Raw genomic sequence first — 20312 nt, 5'->3', positions numbered from 1 at the left:
GTGGTGCGGATGAAGGGACTCGAACCCCCACGCCTTGCGGCACCGGAACCTAAATCCGGGGCGTCTACCAGTTCCGCCACATCCGCGTTCCGGCGGTGCACATCACATGCAGCCATCATTCTGTCAATGTGAAGGTGCATCGGATTCGCAGGCTCTGCACAGCTTGGCAAATTCGGTTGAAAAATTATGTCGGCTATGACAAAAGGCCAGCCGGACGTGACCGGGCCAGCGGCTTGCTGTGATCTTTCGAGAAAAAGGCAAGGTATAACAAAAGCTTAGACGCGTTAGTGGAAAGATCTTGAGGAAGCGCGATGAAAATGCGCAGCTCCGAACGGTCAATCCGACGCCACACCGGCACAGAATTCCATCAGGTTGTCACGGAAAACCCGCCTCGTGGCGGTGATAATAAGGGTTAAAAAATGCAGGTTACCGAGACGCTCAACACCGGTCTCAAGCGCGAAATAAAGGTGAAGGTGCCCGCGGGGGATATGGAAGCCCGGCTGGTCAAGCGCCTGACCGACGCGAAAGACAAGGTTCGCATCAATGGCTTCCGTCCGGGCAAAGTGCCGATGCAGCACCTGCGCAAGATGTACGGCAAGTCCTTCATGGCCGAAGTGGTCAACGAGGTTCTGTCGAACTCGGCTCGCGATATTCTTTCCGAGCGCGGCGAAAAGGCTGCCATGCAGCCGGAAATCAAGATGACCGAGGACGAGAAGGAAGCTGAAAAGATCCTTTCCGGCAATGCGGATTTCGAGTTCGATCTCGCTTACGAGGTCATCCCGGCCATTGAGATCAAGGATTTTTCGGACATCAAGGTCACGCGCCCGGTTTACGACGTGCCGGATACGGAAGTTGACGAGCAGGTCCAGCGCGTTGCCGAATCCGCGCGCAGCTACGAGCCGAAGGAAGGCAAGGCCGCTGACGGCGACCGCGTCACCATCGACTATCTCGGCAAGCTGAATGGCGAGGCTTTTGATGGCGGCGCCGGTCAGGACCAGCCGCTGGTGCTTGGCTCCAAGGAGTTCATCCCCGGCTTTGAAGATCAGCTTGTTGGCCTCAAGGCTGGCGAGGAAAAGGTCATCACGGTCACTTTCCCGGAGAACTACAGCGCGCCGCATCTTGCTGGCCGCGAGGCAACCTTCGACGTCACCGTCAAGGCTGTCGAGAAGCCGGGCAAGCTGGAAATCAACGACGAGACTGCCAAGTCGCTTGGCCTCGAATCGCTTGATCGTCTCAAGGAAATCGTCCGCAGCCAGATCGAAAGCCAGTTCGGCTCGATTACGCGCCAGAAGGTGAAGCGTCAGCTTCTCGATCAACTCGACAAGTCCTATCAGTTCGAGGCTCCGTCGAATCTCGTTGAGGCTGAATTCAGCAACATCTGGCAGACGGTGAACCGCGATCTCGAACTCGCTGGCCGCACCTTCGAGGATGAGGAAACCACGGAAGAAGAAGCCCGCGCCGAGTATCAGCGCCTGGCCGAACGCCGCGTTCGTCTTGGTCTGGTTCTCGCCGAAATCGGCGAAAAGGCTGGCGTTCAGGTGTCTGACGATGAAGTGCAGCGCGCGCTCTTCGAGACCGTCCGCCGCTATCCGCCGGCACAGCAGCAGCAGGTTTTCGAGATGTACCGCTCGAACCCGAATGCGCTGGCAACGCTGCGCGCGCCGATCTTCGAAGAAAAGGTTGTTGACGACCTGCTCGGCAAGATCTCCGTCACCGACAAGAAGGTGTCGAAGGACGAGTTGACGGCTGACGACGAGGACGAAGAAGCTCCGGCAAAGCCAGCGAAGAAGGCAGCGGCTAAAAAGGCCGACAAGGCTGAGAAGCCGGAAGATGACGCCGAGCCGAAAAAGAAGGCTCCGGCCAAGAAGAAGGCCGCGAAGGACGGAGAGTAATCATCGCCCGTCAGACGTGATTTCGGAGGCCGCCCGCAAGGCGGCCTTCCTGTTTGGAGGTAGGCGCATGACGGAGCTGCTCATTGTCATGATTGGTGGCGCAATTGGCGCAGGTTTGCGCCACCTCACAAATGTGGGGGCGATGCGGGTTGCCGGGCCCAATTTCCCGTTCGGCACGCTGACGGTGAATCTTGTCGGCTGTTTTCTCATGGGCGTGCTTATTGCCGTTCTGGCGCGGCGCTCGGGTGACACCCAGTCGGTGCGGCTCTTTCTGGCAACGGGCGTTCTCGGTGGTTTCACCACGTTTTCTGCCTTTTCGCTCGATTTTGCGACATTGTGGGAGCGCGGGACAATGAACACCGCCTTGCTCTATGCGGTCGTCAGCGTGCTCGGTTCGCTTGCCGCCGTGTTCGTCGGTCTGTGGTTCGTCCGCAGCGTGGGTTAGGTGGCAGGCGAAGGTGCAATTTACCTCTCATCCCGCTGTGCCTCGCGAAGGTGCGCAAGGAAAAATAAATGGCAGGCGTTGAGCAAATTCTCGTCGATAAGGACGAACAGGGCATGCGGCTCGATCGCTGGTTCAAGGTCCATTATCCGGGCCTTGGCTTTGGCCATCTGCAAAAGCTGCTGCGTTCCGGCCAGATTCGCGTTGATGGTGGGCGCGTGAAAGCTGACACGCGGCTTGAGCCCGGCCAATCCATACGCGTGCCGCCGCTGGAGATCGACCGCAAAGGCGATGGCCCGCTGACGGCAAACACGATCCGCAATCAGGGCGATGCGGATGTGCTGGCACAGATGCTTCTCTATGAAGACCCCAAGGTGTTCGTGTTCAACAAGCCTGCGGGTCTGGCGGTGCAGGGTGGTTCGGGTGTGGTCCGCCATGTCGATTCCATGCTGGAGGCGTGGCGAAACAAGAAGGGTGAGAAGCCGCGCCTTGTGCATCGTCTCGACCGTGACACGTCCGGCGTGCTTGTCGTCGCCCGCACGCGCCATGCTGCGATGAAGCTGGCGGAGGCGTTCCGTGCGCGTGAAACCAAGAAAACATACTGGTCGCTGGTCAAAGGTGTCCCGCGCAAGCGTGAGGACAAGATTTCGACCTGGCTGGTGAAGGAGCAAACGCCCGATGGCGACCGGATGCGCGTGGCCAGGCACGGCGAAGAGGGGTCCGACCATGCCGTTTCGTTCTATCGCGTGGTAGATAATGCGGGCCAGGCGCTGGCGTGGCTGGAGATGGAACCATACACCGGGCGTACCCACCAATTGCGCGTTCACGCGGCCCACATTGGCCACCCCATCATCGGTGACCCGAAATATTTTGAGGCGGATACGAACTGGGAATTTCCCGGCGGACTGCAGAATCGGCTGCATCTTCATGCGCGCCGCATTGTGATTCCGCATCCGGATCGCGGCGTGGTGGATGTAACGGCTCCGCTGCCGCCCCATATGAAGCAAAGCTGGAACCTGCTGGGCTTTGATGAAGCCACGGCAGGCGAGCTTGCGGATTGATGGCTGACACTCAAGGAGTTCCAAATGCGTGATATTTTGAACGATCTGGAATCCGGTGAATTTCTCTCTGATCCGGACCCGACACGCCGGGCGCAAAATCAGATGCGCACGCCGCTGCCCAAGCGCTTTTACAAGGACGTGACGCTGGCGGATGTTGATGGCGGCGTTAGCATTATGCTCGATGGCAAGGCGGTGCGCACGCCGGGCAGGGTGCCTGTTGTTCTGCCAAATCGCGCTGCCGCAAAACTGATTGCGGATGAGTTCGCCGCGCAGGCCGATGAAATCAACCCGGCAACGATGCCCGTCACCAGGCTCGTAAATACGGCGATTGATGGTGTCGCGAATGAAGCTGACGCCGTGCTTGAGGACATCCTGCGTTTTGCCTCGTCAGATATGCTCTGCTATCGGGCGGATTCGCCGGAAAAGCTCGTTGACCGTCAGAACGAAGCGTGGGATCCGGTTCTGGATTGGGCGGCCAATGCATTACAGGCGCGTTTTGCGCTGGCTGAGGGCGTTATGCACATCAAGCAAAGCCCGCTGGCAATTCAGGCGCTGCGCACGCATTTGGCGCATCGGTTGGGTGATGAGCCGTCAGTTCGCGCGCTGCGGCTGGCTGCGCTGCATCTCATGACCTCGATTTCGGGCTCCGCGCTTTTGGCGCTCGCCGTTGAATCTGGCACGCTGGATGCCGAACAGGCTTGGCTTGCTGCGCATGTCGATGAGGATTGGCAGATCGAGCATTGGGGGCAGGATGCTGAGGCGCTTGCACGGCGCAATGCGCGCCATCGCGATTTTGCGGCCGCCGCGTCAGTGCTTCAATCCCTGCGGGCGTAGCGGGTTCGGCTCAATTCTCCAGCGCGAGATCGATTGCAGTCTCGCAATGAATAAGCGTGGTGTCGAACACCGGCACTGAAACATTGCCTTGATTGAGTAACATTCCAACTTCGGTGCAGCCAAGAATCATGCAATCCGCGCCGCGCGCGACGAGGCGGTCAGCGATGCCGATATACTTCGCGCGGCTTTCCTCGGAAATAACATCGCGGCAAAGTTCGGCATAGATAATCTGATGCGTTAGAGTCCGGTCGGCTGTGTCCGGTATGATCGGAGTAAGCCCCGCGGCCACCAATCGATCCGTGTAAAAACTCTGCTCCATCGTAAATGCGGTGGCCATCAGGCCGGGGCGTTGAAAGCCCGATCTACAAATACGATCCGCCGTTGCGTCTGCAATGTGCAGCAGCGGAATGCGAACACCGCGCATCATCTGGTCGGCCAGCTTGTGCATCGTGTTGGTCGCCAGCATCAAGAGTTCGGCTCCGCCGCGTTCCAGAGCTACTGCTTCCGCATTCAATATGTCGCCAGCCTGCTCCCATTCGCCTGCCACTTGCAGCTGCTCTATCCTCGCGAAATCAAGAGAGCGGATAAGCAATTCCGGCGAGTGCAGGCCGCCCAATCGGTTGCGAACAAGCGCGCAAAGTTCACGATAGTAGGTTTGGGTGGAAGCGGCAGACATGCCGCCCAGAATGCCGATGGTTTTCAAAAGCCCCTCGTCAGATCATCTCGATATGACGCGTTTGATTATGCTGAGCACCAGCCAGCATGCTGCAAATATCAGCAAATTCGCCAATATGCCGACAGCCACCACCGGCACCATTCCATGTTCGCCGGTTCCGAATGCAGTCGGAATCAGTATCGCCACGAACACCACGCCGAGCACCAGCGGGATGGATCGGCCAATTTGTGGGGCCGTGTTGTTGGAGGTTATCAGCAGTCCGATAATAAGCGCGATGCGAAATGGATCGGCGAGTTGCCCGCCAAGCAAATTGAAAAAGTCCATAAAACTTATCTCCCAAGGCCAATGCTGACACAAAAAGGCGCGAGCGCAAAACGGCTAAATGTGCGCGCGTAATACGAAAGTCATAAGACCATCGCATCGCTGCACTTTAGAGATTGCTTGTGCCATACATTCGCGATGTCCGCGTCTTGAGGATTCTTCGGCTTGTCGGCAGAAGACGCGACATAAGTAAATGGCCCCAAAAAGGGAGGGGAAACCCCAATGGCAATGGCTTCGGCTGCCGGCGATCGTTCGCGCGGTATGACGCGTGAGGAGAAGAAAGTTATCTTCGCCTCGTCGCTTGGAACTGTTTTCGAATGGTATGATTTTTATCTTTATGGCTCACTTGCCGCCTTCATTGGCGCGGCCTTCTTCAGCCAGTATCCTGAAGCCACGCGAAACATCTTCGCGCTTCTCGCTTTCGCTGCCGGCTTTTTGGTGCGCCCGTTCGGCGCTTTGGTGTTTGGGCGACTGGGCGATCTCGTCGGCCGCAAATACACCTTCCTCGTCACTATTCTCATCATGGGTCTTTCGACCTTTATCGTCGGCCTGCTGCCGGGTTCGGCCAGCATCGGCATCGCAGCCCCGATCATCCTGATCGCGCTGCGCATGTTGCAGGGCTTGGCGCTTGGCGGCGAATATGGCGGTGCGGCAACTTATGTTGCCGAGCATTCGCCTGACGATCGTCGCGGCTACTACACCTCGTGGATTCAAACGACAGCGACGCTGGGCCTGTTCCTCTCGCTGCTGATCATCCTTGCGGTGCAGACTTATCTCGGCAAGGAAGCATTTGCCGCGTGGGGCTGGCGCGTGCCGTTCCTGGTCTCCGTCTTGCTGCTTGGCGTTTCGGTGTGGATTCGTTTGTCCTTGAATGAATCGCCAACGTTCAAGCGCATGAAGGAAGAGGGCAAAGGTTCCAAGGCTCCGCTTTCGGAAGCTTTCGGCCAGTGGAAAAATGCTAAAATCGCATTGCTTGCACTGTTCGGCCTCACTGCCGGTCAGGCTGTCGTTTGGTACACGGGCCAGTTTTATGCGCTGTTTTTCCTCCAGAACGTTCTGAAAGTTGACGGTCAGTCGGTCAACATCATGATCGCAATCTCGCTGGCGCTCGGCACATTCTTCTTTGTGTTCTTCGGCTGGTTGTCGGATCGCGTAGGCCGCAAGCCAATCATCATGCTTGGTCTGCTGCTCGCTATCGTCACCTACTTCCCGCTGTTCAAGGCGCTCACCTGGGCCGCAAATCCGGCACTCGCCGCTGCGCAGGAAAATGTGCGTGCAACTGTTACCGCTGCTCCGGGAGACTGCAACTTCCAGTTCAACCCGACCGGCACACGCAAGTTCACCACCTCGTGCGATATCGCTACCGACTTCCTCACCAAGAACTCGGTGCCATATGATGTTGCAGCGACTGCCGCTCCGGGAACTCCGGCAACGGTCAAGGTTGGCGAAGAAACGGTCAATTCCTACGATGCGACCGCTGCAGGCGATAAAGCAGCCGGAATGAACGCAGCCTTCGTAAAGGGCATTCACACCGCGCTTCATGATGCTGGCTATCCGCTGGTTCGTGGTGCAGCAACGGTTGCGGATCAGAAGCTTGATGCATTCGTCGCGGCCAATCCTGAGCTTTCGCTGGTGCCGGATACGATCCGCGCTGGTGAGAAGAAGGTTGTCGCCGTCGCCGATGCGATCAAGAGCAAGATCCTGACCGCGGAAGAGGCTGCCAGCGCAACCGAAGTGACCACCTACTCGATACCGGGTGCTGGCACTTACACGATGGTCGCCGATCCGGCTGCCGTCAGCTGGGCCAAGATCATCGGTATCCTGTTTATCCTCGTGCTTTACGTCACGATGGTCTACGGCCCGATTGCCGCGATCCTGGTCGAAATGTTCCCGACCCGCATCCGCTACACCGGCATGTCGCTGCCTTACCATATCGGTAACGGCTGGTTCGGCGGTCTGCTTCCGGCAACTGTGTTCGCAATGAGCGCTGCCGCTGGCGATATCTACTACGGCCTGTGGTATCCGATCGTTATCGCAGCAATGTCGCTGGTCGTCGGCACACTGTTCGTCCGCGATACACTCGGTACGAACCTGAACGCCAAAGACTGATCGCAACGATCAATCGGCTCAACTGAAATGGCGCGGAGCGATCCGCGCCATTTTCCATTTTTACGCCCGTATAATCGCATCGTTTGGCACAAACCAACCATTTATACGGCCGTATTTTTCCGAAATTCATCTATTTTGCACGCAAGATGCGCATCTATTCGCATGAAAAAACCCCCGGATTGCTCCGGGGGTCATTTTGTTTCGAACCGTTCGGTCTGCTTAGACCGAGTAGTACATGTCGAATTCGACCGGGTGCGGCGTCATTTCGAAGCGCATCACTTCGGCCATTTTCAATTCGATGAAAGCGTCGATCTGATCGTCGTCGAACACGCCACCAGCCTTCAGGAAGCCGCGGTCTTTGTCGAGACTCTGAAGTGCTTCACGCAGCGATCCGCAAACCGTCGGGATCTTCTTCAGTTCCTTCGGCGGAAGGTCATAAAGGTCCTTATCCATTGCCTGACCGGGATGGATTTTGTTCTTGATGCCGTCCAGTCCAGCCATCAAAAGCGCCGCGAAACCGAGATATGGGTTCGCACCTGGATCGGGGAAGCGAACCTCAACGCGCTTCGCCTTCGGCGAGTTGCCGAAAGGAATACGGCAGGATGCCGAGCGGTTGCGAGCCGAGTATGCCAGCAGAACCGGCGCTTCATAGCCCGGAACCAGACGCTTGTACGAGTTGGTCAGCGGATTGGTGAAAGCGTTGACTGCCTTGGCGTGCTTGATAATGCCGCCGATGAAATACAGGCAGCTCTCGGAAAGACCGGCATATTCATTGCCCGCGAAGGTCGGCTTGCCACCCTTCCAGATCGACATGTGAACGTGCATGCCCGAACCGTTGTCGCCGAAAATCGGCTTCGGCATGAAGGTCGAGGTCTTGCCGTAAGCATTGGCAACCTGATGCACGACATACTTGTAGAGCTGCATCTTGTCGGCGTTGCGAACCAGAGTGTCGAACCGCAGGCCGAGCTCGTGCTGCGCTGCTGCAACTTCGTGGTGGTGCTTTTCGGTCTGCACGCCCATTTCAGCGAGAACGGTGAGCATTTCCGAGCGCATGTCCTGGCAGGAGTCGATCGGTGGAACCGGGAAATAGCCGCCCTTCACGCGCGGACGGTGGCCTAGGTTGCCGGTCTCGTAGTCGGTGTCGTCGTTCGACGGCAATTCGCTGGAGTCCAGCTTGAAGCCTGTGTTGTAAGGGTCAGCCTTGTATTTCACATCGTCGAACACGAAGAATTCGGCTTCCGGGCCGACATAGATGGTGTCGCCGATGCCTTCCGACTTGAGGTAGGCCTCTGCCTTCTTGGCGGTGCCGCGCGGATCGCGATTGTACGCCTCGCCCGAAACCGGATCGAGAATGTCGCACATCACAACCATGGTGGAGTGCGCGAAGAACGGGTCCATGTGGACCGTTGCGGGGTCCGGCATCAGCACCATGTCGGATTCGTTGATAGCCTTCCAACCGCCGATCGAGGAGCCGTCGAACATCACGCCATCAGCGAACATGTCTTCGTTCACCTCCATGACGTCCATCGTCACGTGCTGCAATTTGCCCTTGGGGTCGGTGAAGCGCAGGTCAACGAATTTTACGTCGTTGTCCTTTATCTGCTTCAGGATTTCATTGGCTGTCGTCATGCTGATTTTCCCTGTGATGACGTTAAATAGAATGGTTCAGGACCGTCAGGCCCAATCAGATCGCGTCGTTGCCGGTCTCGCCGGTGCGGATGCGAATGACTTCTTCAATGTTGGAGACGAATATCTTGCCGTCACCAATGCGCCCCGTCTGGGCTGCCTTGCGGATTGCTTCGATTGCGGCCTCGGCGGAATCATCCGCAACGACGACCTCAATCTTAACCTTGGGCAAGAAGTCCACGACATACTCGGCACCGCGATACAATTCCGTATGCCCCTTTTGTCGACCGAAACCCTTGGCTTCTGTAACTGTGATGCCCTGTAGGCCGGCTTCCTGAAGGGCTTCCTTCACTTCGTCCAGCTTGAACGGCTTAATGATGGCTTCGATCTTTTTCATGCCAATGCAAACCTCCAACAGAAAAAAGCGGGCCCGAAGACCCCCTCTGCGCCTATCGAATGCACGAAACATGCCAATCCAAAGCGCGGCATGGGCAAAATTCAGTTTTTGCAATCTCGCGACAAAATCTATGCAGTTCGCGTCATGCCGGTCTGCATCCGATCTGATGCCATGAAGCGCGCGTTTGATTATCGTCCGCAGCAGTGCATAAAAAGTGGGCGAGTTGACTAAAAAATGTGCATTTCAACCGACCCCGGCTTGTTGATCTGGCAGTGGCGGGCGTTGCGGCGACCCATGCGGTAGCCCTATCCTGAGGTGAGAAGGGGAACCCTATGGCGCTTGAAATTCTCACTCCGCAAGAGATGGGCAGAGTTGATCGACTGGCGATAAAGCAGGGGCCGCTGAGCGGCATAGCCCTCATGGAGCGAGCCGGAGCAGCCGTCGCCGACATCGTTTTTGAGCGCTTTCCCGATGCGGGCCGCATCGATGTGCTGTGCGGTCCGGGGAATAATGGCGGGGATGGTTACGTCGCCGCGACTATTCTTGCGGCATCGGGATATCACGTCGCGCTTTGGACGGATGGTGATCCACGCGCTGGAAGCGATGCGGAAATTGCCGCGCGAAATTGCATTCTGAAAAGGCAACCACTTGAACAATATCAGCCGCTGCCGGGCGGGATTGTGGTGGATGCGCTCTATGGTGCGGGGCTTGAGCGCCCGTTGCAGGGCACCGCGCGTGCGGTGGCCGAAAAAGTAGGCGCAGCCGGTCTTCCGGTTGTCGCTGTCGATCTCCCTTCCGGGCTTTCAGGGCTAAGCGGCGAGGCACTTGGCACGACGTTCCGCGCCGCCGTGACCGTGACATTCGCGCGCAAAAAGCCCGGCCACTTGCTCTATCCGGGCAGAGCGTTCTGCGGCGAACTGGTCGTTCGAGACATTGGCATTTCGGACGCCGTGGTGAAGGAAATCGGCAGTCAAACGTTCGAAAATCTGCCAGCGCTTTGGATTGACGATTTCCCGCGACCTCCAGCGGATACTTACAAATATAGTCGCGGCCACGTCGGTGTGTTCTCCGGCGGTCCGGCCGCGACGGGCGCGGCACGGCTTTCCGCAATGGCAGCCGCGCGATCTGGCGCAGGTGCTGTAACGCTGCTTTCGCCGCCGGCATCCTTGGCCGTGAATGCCGTGCATCTGACTTCAATAATCTTGCGGCGGATAGACGGCCCAGATGATGCGCAAGCGTTTCTGGATCAGCGCAAACCTTCGGCGCTTGTGGCAGGGCCGGGACTGGGCACCGACAACGATATGGCTGCATTGCTGGCAACAGTTGTTCAACCGGCAAGTGCGGCTCGACGTGTTGTGGTGCTGGATGCCGACGCGCTGACGATCATAGCGCAGGAGCCTGCGAAATGGTTTGGTTCATTCGCTTTGGACGGTGCCCACGCAACCATATTGACCCCGCATGAAGGCGAGTTTGGCCGGCTGTTTCCTGAAATTCACGCGGATAAGAGTCTCTCGAAACTTGAAAAGGCGCGGGCCGCAGCAAAAAGCGCGCATTCTATAATTGTCTACAAAGGGCCGGACACGGTTATTGCCAACCCCGAGGGGCGAGCCGCGATAAACAGCAACGGAACGCCATTGCTTGCGACGGCTGGCTCGGGTGACGTGCTATCCGGCATTATTGCAGGACTTGCGGGGCAGGGCATGTCGCCCTTTGAAGCTGCGTGCGCGGGTGCTTGGCTCCATGCGGAAGCGGCGCACACATTCGGCCCCGGACTGATAGCGGAAGATTTGCCTTCCATGTTGCCGCGCGTGCTGACCAGACTTCTTAGGCAACGCGCTCCATGAGGGCCACCGCGCCCTGCGGTGCGCGAATTTTGCCTTCGTGAATTATGTAGAGAAATACATCGCGCGGCTTGTGCTCGGCTTTGGTTGAAGGATCGGCATAAGGAAGATCATCCGGCTGACCGCCTGCCGCCCAGATTTTCGCGCGCTCCACCCATTTACCCAGATCGGACGGCTTGTAGGCAGTTGGAACATCATCGCTGCCTTTTTGAAGCCGGGCATAAACGAAGTCACCGGTGACATCGGCAAATTCGGGATAGTCGAAATGGTGTGCGTAGCAGATTGCGGCGTTGTACTTGCGCGCAAGCGCAACAAATTCCGGCACGGCAAAAGAGATGTTGCGAACTTCTAGCGCATGACGCAATGCAATGCCGCCCACCTTTGCGGGCAGAAGCTTTAGAAACGCCTCGAAATCATCCGGTTCAAACTTCTTCGTCGGTGCGAACTGCCAGATGATTGGGCCGAGCTTTGGTCCAAGCTCGTCAAGACCCTGCGAGAAAAACTTCGCCATCGACTCGCTCGCCTCGCCCAGAACCTTGCGATTTGTGACGAAGCGATTTCCCTTGATCGAAAAGACGAAGTCATCCGGCGTTTCGGCGAACCATTTCGCGTAGGTCGCAGGCGTGAAGCCGGAATAATAAGTGCCGTTCACCTCAATGGTTGGCACCTGCCGAGACGCGAAATGAAGCTGCTGCTTCTTGGGCAGCTTGTCGGGGTAGAAGGTTCCCTCCCACGGCTCAAAAGTCCAGCCGCCCATCCCGGCGCGGATCGTTCCGCTCTTGCTCATCGTTTCCTCCCGAAAAGCCTATTCCGCTGCTTCGGCTTTGCGCTCGTGCGGCCGTCGCTCCAGAAGCTCTTTGAGGAACTGGCCGGTATAGCTGCGCCGCTCCGCGACGATATCCTCCGGCGTGCCCGAAGCGACAAGTTCTCCACCTCCGTCACCACCCTGCGGTCCCAGATCGAGAACCCAATCGGCGGTCTTGATGACCTCAAGATTGTGCTCGATCACCACGACGGTGTTGCCCTGATCCACCAGTTCGTGAAGCACTTCGAGCAGCTTCGCGACATCGTGGAAATGCAGGCCGGTGGTCGGCTCGTCGAGAATGTAAAGCGTCTTGCCGGTCGCCTTGCGGGACAGTTCCTTGGCCAGCTTGATGCGCTGGGCCTCGCCTCCAGAAAGTGTCGTCGCCTGCTGGCCAATGTGGATATAGCCGAGGCCGACCTGATTGAGCGTCGTGAGCTTGTCGCGCACCGCAGGAACCGCGGCAAAAAACTCGACGCCTTCCTCGACCGTCATGTCCAGCACGTCGGCAATGGACTTGCCCTTAAACATGACTTCCAGCGTCTCGCGATTGTAGCGCTTGCCGTGGCACACGTCGCAAGTGACGTAGACATCCGGCAGGAAGTGCATCTCGATCTTGATGACGCCATCGCCCTGACAGGCCTCGCAGCGCCCGCCCTTGACGTTGAACGAAAAGCGTCCCGGCTGGTAACCGCGCGCCTTGGCCTCCGGCAATCCAGCGAACCAGTCGCGGATCGGTGTGAATGCACCCGTGTATGTGGCCGGATTGGAACGTGGCGTGCGACCGATGGGCGATTGGTCGATGTCGATGACCTTGTCCAGAAATTCGAGCCCCTCAATGCGATCATGCTCGGCGGGATGCTCACGCGAGCCCATGATGCGCCGCGACGCCGCCTTGAACAGCGTCTCGATCAGGAAAGTGGACTTACCGCCACCCGAAACGCCCGTCACGGCGGAGAAAGTGCCAAGCGGGATTTCCGCTGTAACATTCTTCAGATTGTTGGCGCGCGCACCAACGACTTTGATGCGACGGCCCTTCTTGGGCTTGCGACGCTCCGCAGGGACGGTAATTGACAGTTCGCCAGACAAGTATTTGCCGGTAATCGAAGCGGGGTTGGCCATGATCTGCGACGGCGTGCCCTCGGCAATGACGCGCCCGCCATGAATGCCTGCCGCCGGCCCGATATCGACGACGTAATCGGCGTGCAATATTGCGTCTTCATCGTGCTCAACGACGATCACGGTATTGCCAATGTCACGCAGGTGCTTGAGCGTATCCAGCAGCCGCGCGTTGTCGCGCTGGTGGAGGCCGATTGAGGGCTCGTCGAGAACGTAAAGGACGCCCGTGAGGCCGGACCCGATCTGCGATGCCAGGCGAATACGCTGGCTTTCGCCGCCGGACAGCGTGCCGGAGTTGCGCGCCAGCGTCAGATAATCCAGACCTACGTCATTGAGAAAACGCAGGCGCTCCCGAATTTCCTTGAGAATGCGCAGCGCAATCTCATTCTGCTTGGCGTTTAGTTGGTCGGGCAGGGCGGTGAACCATGCATCCGCTTTTCGGATCGATTGCTCGGTAACTTCGCCGATGTGCTTGCCAGCGATCTTGACCGCAAGCGCCTCCGGTTTGAGACGATAACCTTTGCATGCAGGGCAGGGCGTAGCGGACATGAAGCGCTCAATCTCTTCGCGCATCCATGCAGATTCGGTTTCCTTCCAGCGCCGCTGGAGATTTGGAACCACGCCTTCAAATGTCTTTGTGGTTTTGTACGAGCGCAGACCATCATCATAGTTGAATGTGACTTCGCGCTCGCCGGTGCCATTCAGAATCGCGCTCTGCGCATCTTTCGAAAGATCCTTGAACTTGTCGCCCAGCTTAAAGCCATAAGCTTTGCCAAGTCCTTCAAGCGTCTGGTTGTAATATGGCGAAGTCGATTTCGCCCAAGGCGCAACAGCACCATCACGCAGCGAAATATTGTCATCGGGCACGATCAATTGCGGATCGATGGCGCGCTGACTGCCCAAGCCATCGCAAGTCGGGCAAGCACCAAACGGATTATTAAAGGAGAACAGCCGAGGTTCGATTTCCGGAATGGTGAAGCCGGAAACAGGGCAGGCGAACTTTTCCGAGAACAGGATTCGCTCATGCGTCTCGTTCTTAGATTTATTCGCCGATTCGCCAGCAGTTTCCTCAGCGGGCAGCGGCTTGTCCGCGAATTCTGCCACCGCCAGCCCATCGGCCAGCTTTAGTGCGGTTTCGAGCGAATCGGCCAGTCGCGCAGTAATGTCTCCGCGCACCACCACACGGTCCACCACCACATCAATGTCGTGCTTATATTTCTTGTCGAGCGCCGGGACTTCGCCGATCTCATAAAAAATGCCGTTCACCTTGACGCGCTGGAAGCCCTTTTTCTGGAGCTCGGCCAGCTCTTTTCTATACTCGCCCTTGCGGCCGCGAACGATTGGCGCCGTTATAAAAAGCCGCGTGCCTTCCTCCTGCGCCAGAACGCGGTCCACCATCTGGCTTACGGTCTGGCTCTCAATGGGAAGCCCCGTGGCAGGCGAATATGGAACGCCCACGCGCGCAAAAAGCAGGCGCATATAGTCGTAAATTTCCGTGACCGTGCCGACAGTCGAGCGCGGATTGCGTGAGGTCGTCTTCTGCTCAATGGAAATTGCCGGCGAAAGCCCATCGATCTGGTCGACGTCGGGCTTCTGCATCATCTCGAGGAACTGCCGGGCATAGGCCGACAGGCTCTCCACATAACGCCGCTGGCCCTCCGCATAAATCGTGTCGAATGCCAGCGATGACTTGCCCGACCCGGACAGGCCCGTCATCACGATCAAGCTGTCACGCGGCAGATCGAGATCGACATTTTTGAGATTGTGCTCGCGCGCGCCGCGAATGGAAATAAACTTGTGATCGGCCATGCCGTTCTTGCCGCTCTGCCTGATGATGGATCGACCGGACAAAACCGGCCCGCCTTATATGGGCGCTTTTTTCAAAATGTCGAAGAGAAATCCCTCTACCCGCCTTCCAGCCGCATGAGCAAGTGAAAAAGAACAAAGATCGAACATTCTCCTGACATAAGGCTGTCAGCAGGATTGTCAAGCGACCGATTTTTATCTCGATCACATTTTGCGCGAGGAGCGCGAAAAATAGTTGACCTGGGCGGCTTAGAGGGACAAAATTTCGCTGTTGTTAGCAGTTGGAAGCCGCAGAAGTCTGGACGATGCTCTGCGAGACGCCGCGGGGAACTGCGTGTATCCTGCTGATAACATTGGAGAAACGGGCAGAGGAGCGGAGGCAATGACCCCACCTGACAGTCCCAACAGGCTCCACGCACCCGTGGGGCTGCGGTAGGCGCAGATGGTCGCTTAAAGACCGGTCAAATCACGCCCGTCGATATTTCCTGACAATTAGAAACTTCAGTCGGATCGCGGCCGAATGCCGCTTTGCATCCGAAGTTTATAGGGCCAGTTCACTCGCCCGACGATAGATATAGTCTATCAAGATGAGCCTCGCTTGCGCTGCGCCGGGGCTCATTTATTTTTTTGGCCGGTTGACAGGTCAAAAAGAACAAAATAAGAACAAATTTGCCTGTGGATAGCGGTGAGTGTCTGCGCCAGAGGCCAGCGCGCCATAAGATTTGGTGTATGAGAGCCCTGTTTCGGATGAGCGTAGGAGACGCGTGATGGCTGGAAGCGTGAACAAAGTCATATTGGTGGGCAATCTTGGGGCAGACCCGGAAATTCGTCGGCTCAATTCCGGTGATCCGGTTGTAAACTTGCGTATTGCTACCTCGGAAAGCTGGCGCGACAAGAATTCCGGCGAGCGCCGCGACAAGACCGAATGGCACAACGTTGTCATCTTCAACGACAATCTAGCGAAGGTAGCCGAGCAGTACCTGAAGAAGGGTATGAAGGTTTACATTGAAGGTCAGCTGCAGACACGCAAATGGCAGGACCAGCAGGGGCAGGATCGGTATACGACTGAAATCGTCCTGCAGAAGTTTCGCGGCGAATTGCAGATGCTCGATTCTCGCGGCGAAGGCGGGCAGGTCGGCTATAGCGGTGGTAGCGGCAGCAGTGGCGGGCGCTCGGACTTCGGGCAGTCAGCACCAGGTGACGATTACAACCGTGGCAGCGGCGGCGGCGGATCGGGCAATCGCGGCGGAAGCGGTGGTGGTGGAGGCGGTGGGTTCTCGCGCGACCTCGACGACGACATCCCATTCTGAGCGGAGAAAGATGCTCATGGGTGCGGCGGTTTAGACGCCGCCATATGCGCCCATCAAAGCCCGAATGCCGTCAGCCACGAATTGCACGGCAAGAGCGGCCAATATCACGCCGAGCAGACGGGTCAGGATCGAGCGACCCGTCTCTCCAAGGAAGCGGTCAATGTGCTGCGCCAGCACGAATACGAGAAAGGTGATAAGGCAGCATACAAGGATAATGGCGAGCAGAGAAATCTGTCCCATGACTGTCGGCAAACGGCCTGAATGCAGCACAACTGCGGAAATCGCGCCCGGTCCGGCAATCAGCGGAATGGCGAGCGGAAAAGCGGCGACGTTCTGAACGTGATCTTTGGTGATCGCCGTTTCAGCGGTTTTCTCTTTGCGGTCGTTACGCTTCTCGAACACCATTTCAAAGGCGATGTAGAAGAGCAGCATGCCACCTGCCACGCGGAACGCAGGAAGTGTAATGCCAAGGATGGAAAGCACGGTGCTGCCAGCCAGGGAGAACAGCGCGAGGATGAAAAACGCAATGATGGATGAGCGTACGGAAACGACGCGGCGCTGATCGCCGGTCATGCCTCGTGTAACTGCCAGATACAGCGGCGCAAGGCCGGGCGGATCGATTGTAACGAGGATCGTCGCAAAGGCGTTGAGCAGGATTTCGTAACTCGGCATGCGTGATCCCCTTTAGTGCCGGTGGCTATAGTGTAGCCATTAAATTAGACAAGGGGAAAGAAGTTGAGATCGAGCTGTAAAGACCTGTTCGGGCCACATTTTCGACAAACCTTGCGCCATCAAAATGAGAATTCTGCATAATGCTTTGTATTCCATTGATTTTAATATGAAAAACTGTGCGGGATAATGCTTAACGACATTTGGAGTCCCGCCCCGACTTCCTATATAAAGAGCCAGTGATTCCCAGTTATTTGTGATCCATTTTGACCGACCAAAAGACATCAGGCGGGCCGGATAGTCCGGAAGGCATCGAACCGATCTCCATTATTGAGGAGATGCAGCGTTCCTATCTGGATTACGCGATGAGCGTGATCGTCAGCCGTGCGCTGCCTGATGCGCGCGACGGTCTGAAGCCCGTGCATCGTCGCATTCTGTATGCGATGCATGAAGGTGGTTATCACTGGAATCGCAAGCACGTTAAATCATCGCGCATCGTCGGTGATGTCATGGGTAAATATCACCCGCATGGCGACGCCTCGATCTATGATGCGCTGGTGCGCATGGCGCAGGATTGGTCCTTGCGTGTCCCGCTCATCGACGGGCAGGGCAACTTTGGTTCGATCGATGCCGATCCTCCGGCGGCGATGCGATACACCGAATCGCGGCTTACCAAGGTCGCGCACGAGCTTCTTGAGGATATCGACAAGGACACTGTCGATTTTCAGGATAATTACGACGGTGCCGAGCAAGAGCCGAAGGTGCTGCCTGCGCGGTTCCCGCATTTGCTGGTCAACGGTTCCGGCGGCATCGCCGTCGGTATGGCGACCAACATTCCGCCGCACAATCTGACGGAAGTCTGTAATGGCGCGATTGCCATTATGGAAAATCCAGCGATGGAATTACCGGATTTGATGGAGATCATTCCAGGTCCGGATTTCCCTACGGGCGGCCTGATCCTTGGTCGATCTGGGATTTACAATGCCTATTCGACCGGACGCGGCTCGATCCAGATGCGGGGCAAGGTTCATGTCGAGCCTATGCGCGGCGACCGTGAAGCTATCGTTGTCACCGAGATTCCCTATCAGGTGAACAAAGCCTCGATGATCGAGAAAATGGCCGAATTGGTGCGCGACAAGCGCATCGAGGGCATTTCTGACATTCGCGATGAAAGCGACCGGCAAGGGTATCGTGTTGTCGTCGAGTTGAAGAAGGATGCGGTCGCCGACGTCATTCTGAATCAGCTCTACCGCTATACCCCGCTCCAGACCTCATTCGGCGCGAATATGGTCGCACTGAACGGCGGCAAGCCCGAAGTCATGACTCTCATCGACCTGCTGAAGGCTTTTGTGTCCTTCCGCGAAGAGGTCGTAAGTCGCCGCACGAAATTCCTGCTGCGCAAGGCGCGTGAGCGCGCTCATGTGCTCGTTGGTCTTGCTATCGCCGTTGAGAATATTGATGAGGTGATCAAGCTCATTCGCAATGCGCCAGACCCGCAAACCGCGCGCGAGCAATTGATGACGCGGCGTTGGCCTGCGGCGGATGTCGAGGCGCTGATCCGGCTGATCGATGATCCTCGCCACCGCATCAATGAGGATGGCACCTACAATCTTTCGGAAGAGCAGGCGCGCGCAATCCTGGAATTGCGCCTGCAGCGCCTGACCGCGCTTGGTCGGGACGAGATTGCCGACGAACTGAACAAGATCGGCGTCGAAATTCGGGACTATCTCGATATTCTCGCTTCGCGCGCCCGTATTCAGGCCATCGTTCGGGAAGAGCTCGAGGCGGTGCGCGACGAGTTCGGCACGCCGCGCCGTTCGGAGATCACCGACGCTGGCGCCGACATGGAAGATGAAGACCTGATCGCGCGCGAAGACATGGTCGTCACGGTCACGCATGAAGGCTACATCAAGCGTGTTCCGCTTTCGATTTATCGGGCGCAGGCACGTGGCGGCAAGGGCCGCTCCGGCATGTCCACCAAGGACACCGACGTTGTTACTCGCCTGTTTGTGGCAAACACGCATACGCCGGTGCTGTTCTTCTCGTCACGCGGCATCGTCTACAAGGAAAAGGTTTGGCGCCTGCCAATCGGCACGCCGCAGTCCCGCGGCAAGGCGTTGATCAATATGTTGCCTATTGAGAATGGTGACAGGATCACGGCCATCATGCCACTGCCGGAGGATGAGGCTCAGTGGAGCGAACTCGATGTCATGTTCGCGACGACGCGCGGTACTGTGCGCAGAAACAAGCTCTCGGATTTCGTGCAGGTAAACCGCAACGGTAAGATCGCGATGAAGTTCGATGAGGAAGGCGACGCTATCCTCGCGGTCGAAACATGCTCCGAAAATGATGATGTGCTTCTGACGGCCAGCAGCGGTCAATGTATCCGCTTTGCCGTGACGGATGTGCGCGTGTTCCAGAGCCGTGGGTCGCAGGGCGTGCGCGGCATGCAACTCGGAGCGTCCGAGCGTGCCATATCGATGGCTATTCTCGAACATGTGAATGCGGATGCTGCGGAGCGTGCCGCCTATCTCAAGCGCGCAGTGAACGAGCGCCGGTTAGAAGGCAGCGAGGAAGAAGACATCGCGTTGACGAATGAAGAAGTTGCTGAAGATCAGGAGCTTAGCGATGAGCGCTACGCATTCTTGAAGCAGCATGAGCAATTCGTTCTGACTGTCACGGAATATGGGTATGGCAAGCGGTCTTCGTCTTATGATTTCCGGCTGACGAACCGTGGTGGCAAGGGTATTCGCGCGACCGATGTTTCAAAGTCAGCTGAGATTGGCAGGCTTGTGGCCAGCTTCCCTGTCGCCGATGAGGATCAGATCATGCTGGTTTCTGACGGCGGTCAGGTTATCCGCGTGCCTGTAAATGGCATCCGCATTGCGAGCCGCGCGACCAAGGGTGTCACGATCTTCAATACGGCAGACGAAGAAAAGGTCGTTTCTGTTGAGCGCATTTCCGAGCCGCAGGACGAACGCGAGTCAGGTTCGGATGAGGACGAGGTCGCAGAATCTCCCGATGCTACTAATGCCGACGCGACGCCAAACGATGTAAGCGATGCGTCAGAGGAGAAGAGTTAGTAGCGACCAAAACCGCGTGAGCGGTCGCTGCGATCCTTGAGCCTGACGCGTTCTGCTTCCTGATGCACCCCCACCGCCGTTGCGATGAGCATCAGAATGGTCATTGCTGCTGCTAATATGGTGATCATCATGACGTTGTTCTCCACCCCTCCCAAACGGGGAGCCCGCAAAAAGGTTGCATCCTCCCATTGCGCGGCAGCGTTGCTGGCGTCGCTAGCTTTGTGGATGTCCGATTCCTTATCCCCGCCAGCACGATGCGCCTGAAGCAATTAAAGAAGCGCCAAGCGAAATGGTAAACGGATTCATATGGAGCGCAGGCCAGCG

At 57.3% G+C, this 20312-nt stretch carries 16 protein-coding genes and 1 tRNA gene; 8 read left to right on the top strand and 9 right to left on the bottom strand.

Features of this window, described 5'->3' with window-relative positions; translation table 11 throughout:
* Position 1 precedes the first annotated feature (1 nt).
* Positions 2-86, bottom strand: a tRNA-Leu gene (locus DY251_RS12350).
* Positions 87-419: 333 nt separating this feature from the next.
* Here DY251_RS12350 and tig point away from each other — a divergent pair.
* The 4 genes from tig to DY251_RS12330 all read left to right on the top strand — a co-directional run bounded on the left by tig (position 420) and on the right by DY251_RS12330 (position 4229).
* Positions 420-1892 carry a trigger factor gene (gene tig, locus DY251_RS12345; RefSeq protein ID WP_116624204.1) on the top strand — a complete coding sequence of 491 codons (1473 nt, stop codon included), beginning with the start codon at positions 420-422 and terminating at the stop codon, positions 1890-1892.
* A gap of 67 nt (positions 1893-1959) precedes the next feature.
* Entirely contained in the window at positions 1960-2337 is a 378-nt protein-coding gene (gene crcB, locus DY251_RS12340) for a fluoride efflux transporter CrcB (protein ID WP_116624277.1), read from the top strand.
* A 68-nt stretch (positions 2338-2405) separates the two neighbouring features.
* Positions 2406-3395 (top strand): RluA family pseudouridine synthase, encoded by a 990-nt coding sequence (locus DY251_RS12335; RefSeq protein ID WP_116624203.1) that lies wholly within the window; start codon positions 2406-2408, stop codon positions 3393-3395.
* Positions 3396-3419: 24 nt separating this feature from the next.
* On the top strand, positions 3420-4229 hold the full coding sequence (locus DY251_RS12330) for an ATP12 family chaperone protein (RefSeq protein WP_116624202.1): 810 nt from the start codon (positions 3420-3422) through the stop codon (positions 4227-4229).
* Between the two features lie 10 nt (positions 4230-4239).
* On the opposite strand, the gene DY251_RS12325 is transcribed toward DY251_RS12330, so the two are convergent.
* Both DY251_RS12325 and DY251_RS12320 read right to left on the bottom strand, forming a co-directional pair.
* Entirely contained in the window at positions 4240-4932 is a 693-nt protein-coding gene (locus tag DY251_RS12325) for an aspartate/glutamate racemase family protein (protein WP_116624201.1), read from the bottom strand.
* 15 nt (positions 4933-4947) lie between these two features.
* The gene (locus DY251_RS12320) at positions 4948-5229 is read right to left on the bottom strand and encodes a hypothetical protein (RefSeq protein ID WP_116624200.1); all 282 of its coding nucleotides are present in this window, start codon (positions 5227-5229) and stop codon (positions 4948-4950) included.
* A 219-nt stretch (positions 5230-5448) separates the two neighbouring features.
* On the opposite strand from DY251_RS12320, the gene DY251_RS12315 reads away from it, so the two are divergent.
* Positions 5449-7335, top strand: coding sequence for an MFS transporter (locus tag DY251_RS12315; RefSeq protein ID WP_116624199.1), 1887 nt, complete (start codon positions 5449-5451; stop codon positions 7333-7335).
* A 219-nt stretch (positions 7336-7554) separates the two neighbouring features.
* Here DY251_RS12315 and glnA read toward each other — a convergent pair whose 3' ends face one another.
* The gene (gene glnA / locus DY251_RS12310; protein WP_116624198.1) at positions 7555-8964 is read right to left on the bottom strand and encodes a type I glutamate--ammonia ligase; all 1410 of its coding nucleotides are present in this window, start codon (positions 8962-8964) and stop codon (positions 7555-7557) included.
* A 55-nt stretch (positions 8965-9019) separates the two neighbouring features.
* Entirely contained in the window at positions 9020-9358 is a 339-nt protein-coding gene (locus DY251_RS12305) for a P-II family nitrogen regulator (protein ID WP_116624276.1), read from the bottom strand.
* 332 nt (positions 9359-9690) lie between these two features.
* Between DY251_RS12305 and DY251_RS12300 the strand changes: the two genes are divergently transcribed.
* A complete protein-coding gene (locus DY251_RS12300) occupies positions 9691-11202 on the top strand; it encodes an NAD(P)H-hydrate dehydratase (protein ID WP_116624197.1) in 1512 nt (503 codons plus the stop codon).
* Here DY251_RS12300 and DY251_RS12295 read toward each other — a convergent pair.
* Positions 11183-11986 (bottom strand): DUF72 domain-containing protein, encoded by an 804-nt coding sequence (locus tag DY251_RS12295; protein ID WP_116624196.1) that lies wholly within the window; start codon positions 11984-11986, stop codon positions 11183-11185. The two genes, DY251_RS12300 and DY251_RS12295, sit on opposite strands and share 20 nt — an antisense overlap.
* A gap of 18 nt (positions 11987-12004) precedes the next feature.
* Positions 12005-14929 (bottom strand): excinuclease ABC subunit UvrA, encoded by a 2925-nt coding sequence (gene uvrA / locus DY251_RS12290; protein WP_116624275.1) that lies wholly within the window; start codon positions 14927-14929, stop codon positions 12005-12007.
* A gap of 764 nt (positions 14930-15693) precedes the next feature.
* Here uvrA and DY251_RS12285 point away from each other — a divergent pair.
* On the top strand, positions 15694-16236 hold the full coding sequence (locus DY251_RS12285) for a single-stranded DNA-binding protein (RefSeq protein WP_116624195.1): 543 nt from the start codon (positions 15694-15696) through the stop codon (positions 16234-16236).
* A 30-nt stretch (positions 16237-16266) separates the two neighbouring features.
* On the opposite strand, the gene DY251_RS12280 is transcribed toward DY251_RS12285, so the two are convergent.
* The gene (locus DY251_RS12280) at positions 16267-16908 is read right to left on the bottom strand and encodes a MarC family protein (RefSeq protein WP_116624194.1); all 642 of its coding nucleotides are present in this window, start codon (positions 16906-16908) and stop codon (positions 16267-16269) included.
* Between the two features lie 263 nt (positions 16909-17171).
* Between DY251_RS12280 and gyrA the strand changes: the two genes are divergently transcribed.
* Positions 17172-19988, top strand: coding sequence for a DNA gyrase subunit A (gene gyrA, locus DY251_RS12275; RefSeq protein ID WP_116624193.1), 2817 nt, complete (start codon positions 17172-17174; stop codon positions 19986-19988).
* Here gyrA and DY251_RS12270 read toward each other — a convergent pair.
* Complete coding sequence (locus DY251_RS12270; protein WP_116624192.1) at positions 19985-20257, bottom strand: hypothetical protein; 273 nt, start codon at positions 20255-20257, stop codon at positions 19985-19987. The two genes, gyrA and DY251_RS12270, sit on opposite strands and share 4 nt — an antisense overlap.
* Between the last annotated feature and the right edge of the window lie 55 nt (positions 20258-20312).

Source organism: Mesorhizobium denitrificans (assembly GCF_003403035.1).
GTDB classification, from domain to species: domain Bacteria; phylum Pseudomonadota; class Alphaproteobacteria; order Rhizobiales; family Rhizobiaceae; genus Mesorhizobium_G; species Mesorhizobium_G denitrificans.
Note: the sequence above shows the minus strand (reverse complement) of the source record. Positions and strands in the feature narration are given on the sequence as shown.

Excerpts from the sequence above, each read along its gene's own strand:
- DY251_RS12280 (WP_116624194.1), bottom strand. The coding sequence starts at position 16,908 with ATGCCGAGTTACGAAATCCTGCTCAACGCCTTTGCGACGATCCTCGTT.
- tig (WP_116624204.1), top strand. The coding sequence starts at position 420 with ATGCAGGTTACCGAGACGCTCAACACCGGTCTCAAGCGCGAAATAAAG.
- DY251_RS12285 (WP_116624195.1), top strand. The coding sequence starts at position 15,694 with ATGGCTGGAAGCGTGAACAAAGTCATATTGGTGGGCAATCTTGGGGCA.
- DY251_RS12320 (WP_116624200.1), bottom strand. The coding sequence starts at position 5,229 with ATGGACTTTTTCAATTTGCTTGGCGGGCAACTCGCCGATCCATTTCGC.
- crcB (WP_116624277.1), top strand. The coding sequence starts at position 1,960 with ATGACGGAGCTGCTCATTGTCATGATTGGTGGCGCAATTGGCGCAGGT.
- DY251_RS12335 (WP_116624203.1), top strand. The coding sequence starts at position 2,406 with ATGGCAGGCGTTGAGCAAATTCTCGTCGATAAGGACGAACAGGGCATG.
- DY251_RS12305 (WP_116624276.1), bottom strand. The coding sequence starts at position 9,358 with ATGAAAAAGATCGAAGCCATCATTAAGCCGTTCAAGCTGGACGAAGTG.
- DY251_RS12295 (WP_116624196.1), bottom strand. The coding sequence starts at position 11,986 with ATGAGCAAGAGCGGAACGATCCGCGCCGGGATGGGCGGCTGGACTTTT.
- DY251_RS12330 (WP_116624202.1), top strand. The coding sequence starts at position 3,420 with ATGCGTGATATTTTGAACGATCTGGAATCCGGTGAATTTCTCTCTGAT.
- glnA (WP_116624198.1), bottom strand. The coding sequence starts at position 8,964 with ATGACGACAGCCAATGAAATCCTGAAGCAGATAAAGGACAACGACGTA.
- DY251_RS12300 (WP_116624197.1), top strand. The coding sequence starts at position 9,691 with ATGGCGCTTGAAATTCTCACTCCGCAAGAGATGGGCAGAGTTGATCGA.
- DY251_RS12315 (WP_116624199.1), top strand. The coding sequence starts at position 5,449 with ATGGCAATGGCTTCGGCTGCCGGCGATCGTTCGCGCGGTATGACGCGT.
- uvrA (WP_116624275.1), bottom strand. The coding sequence starts at position 14,929 with ATGGCCGATCACAAGTTTATTTCCATTCGCGGCGCGCGCGAGCACAAT.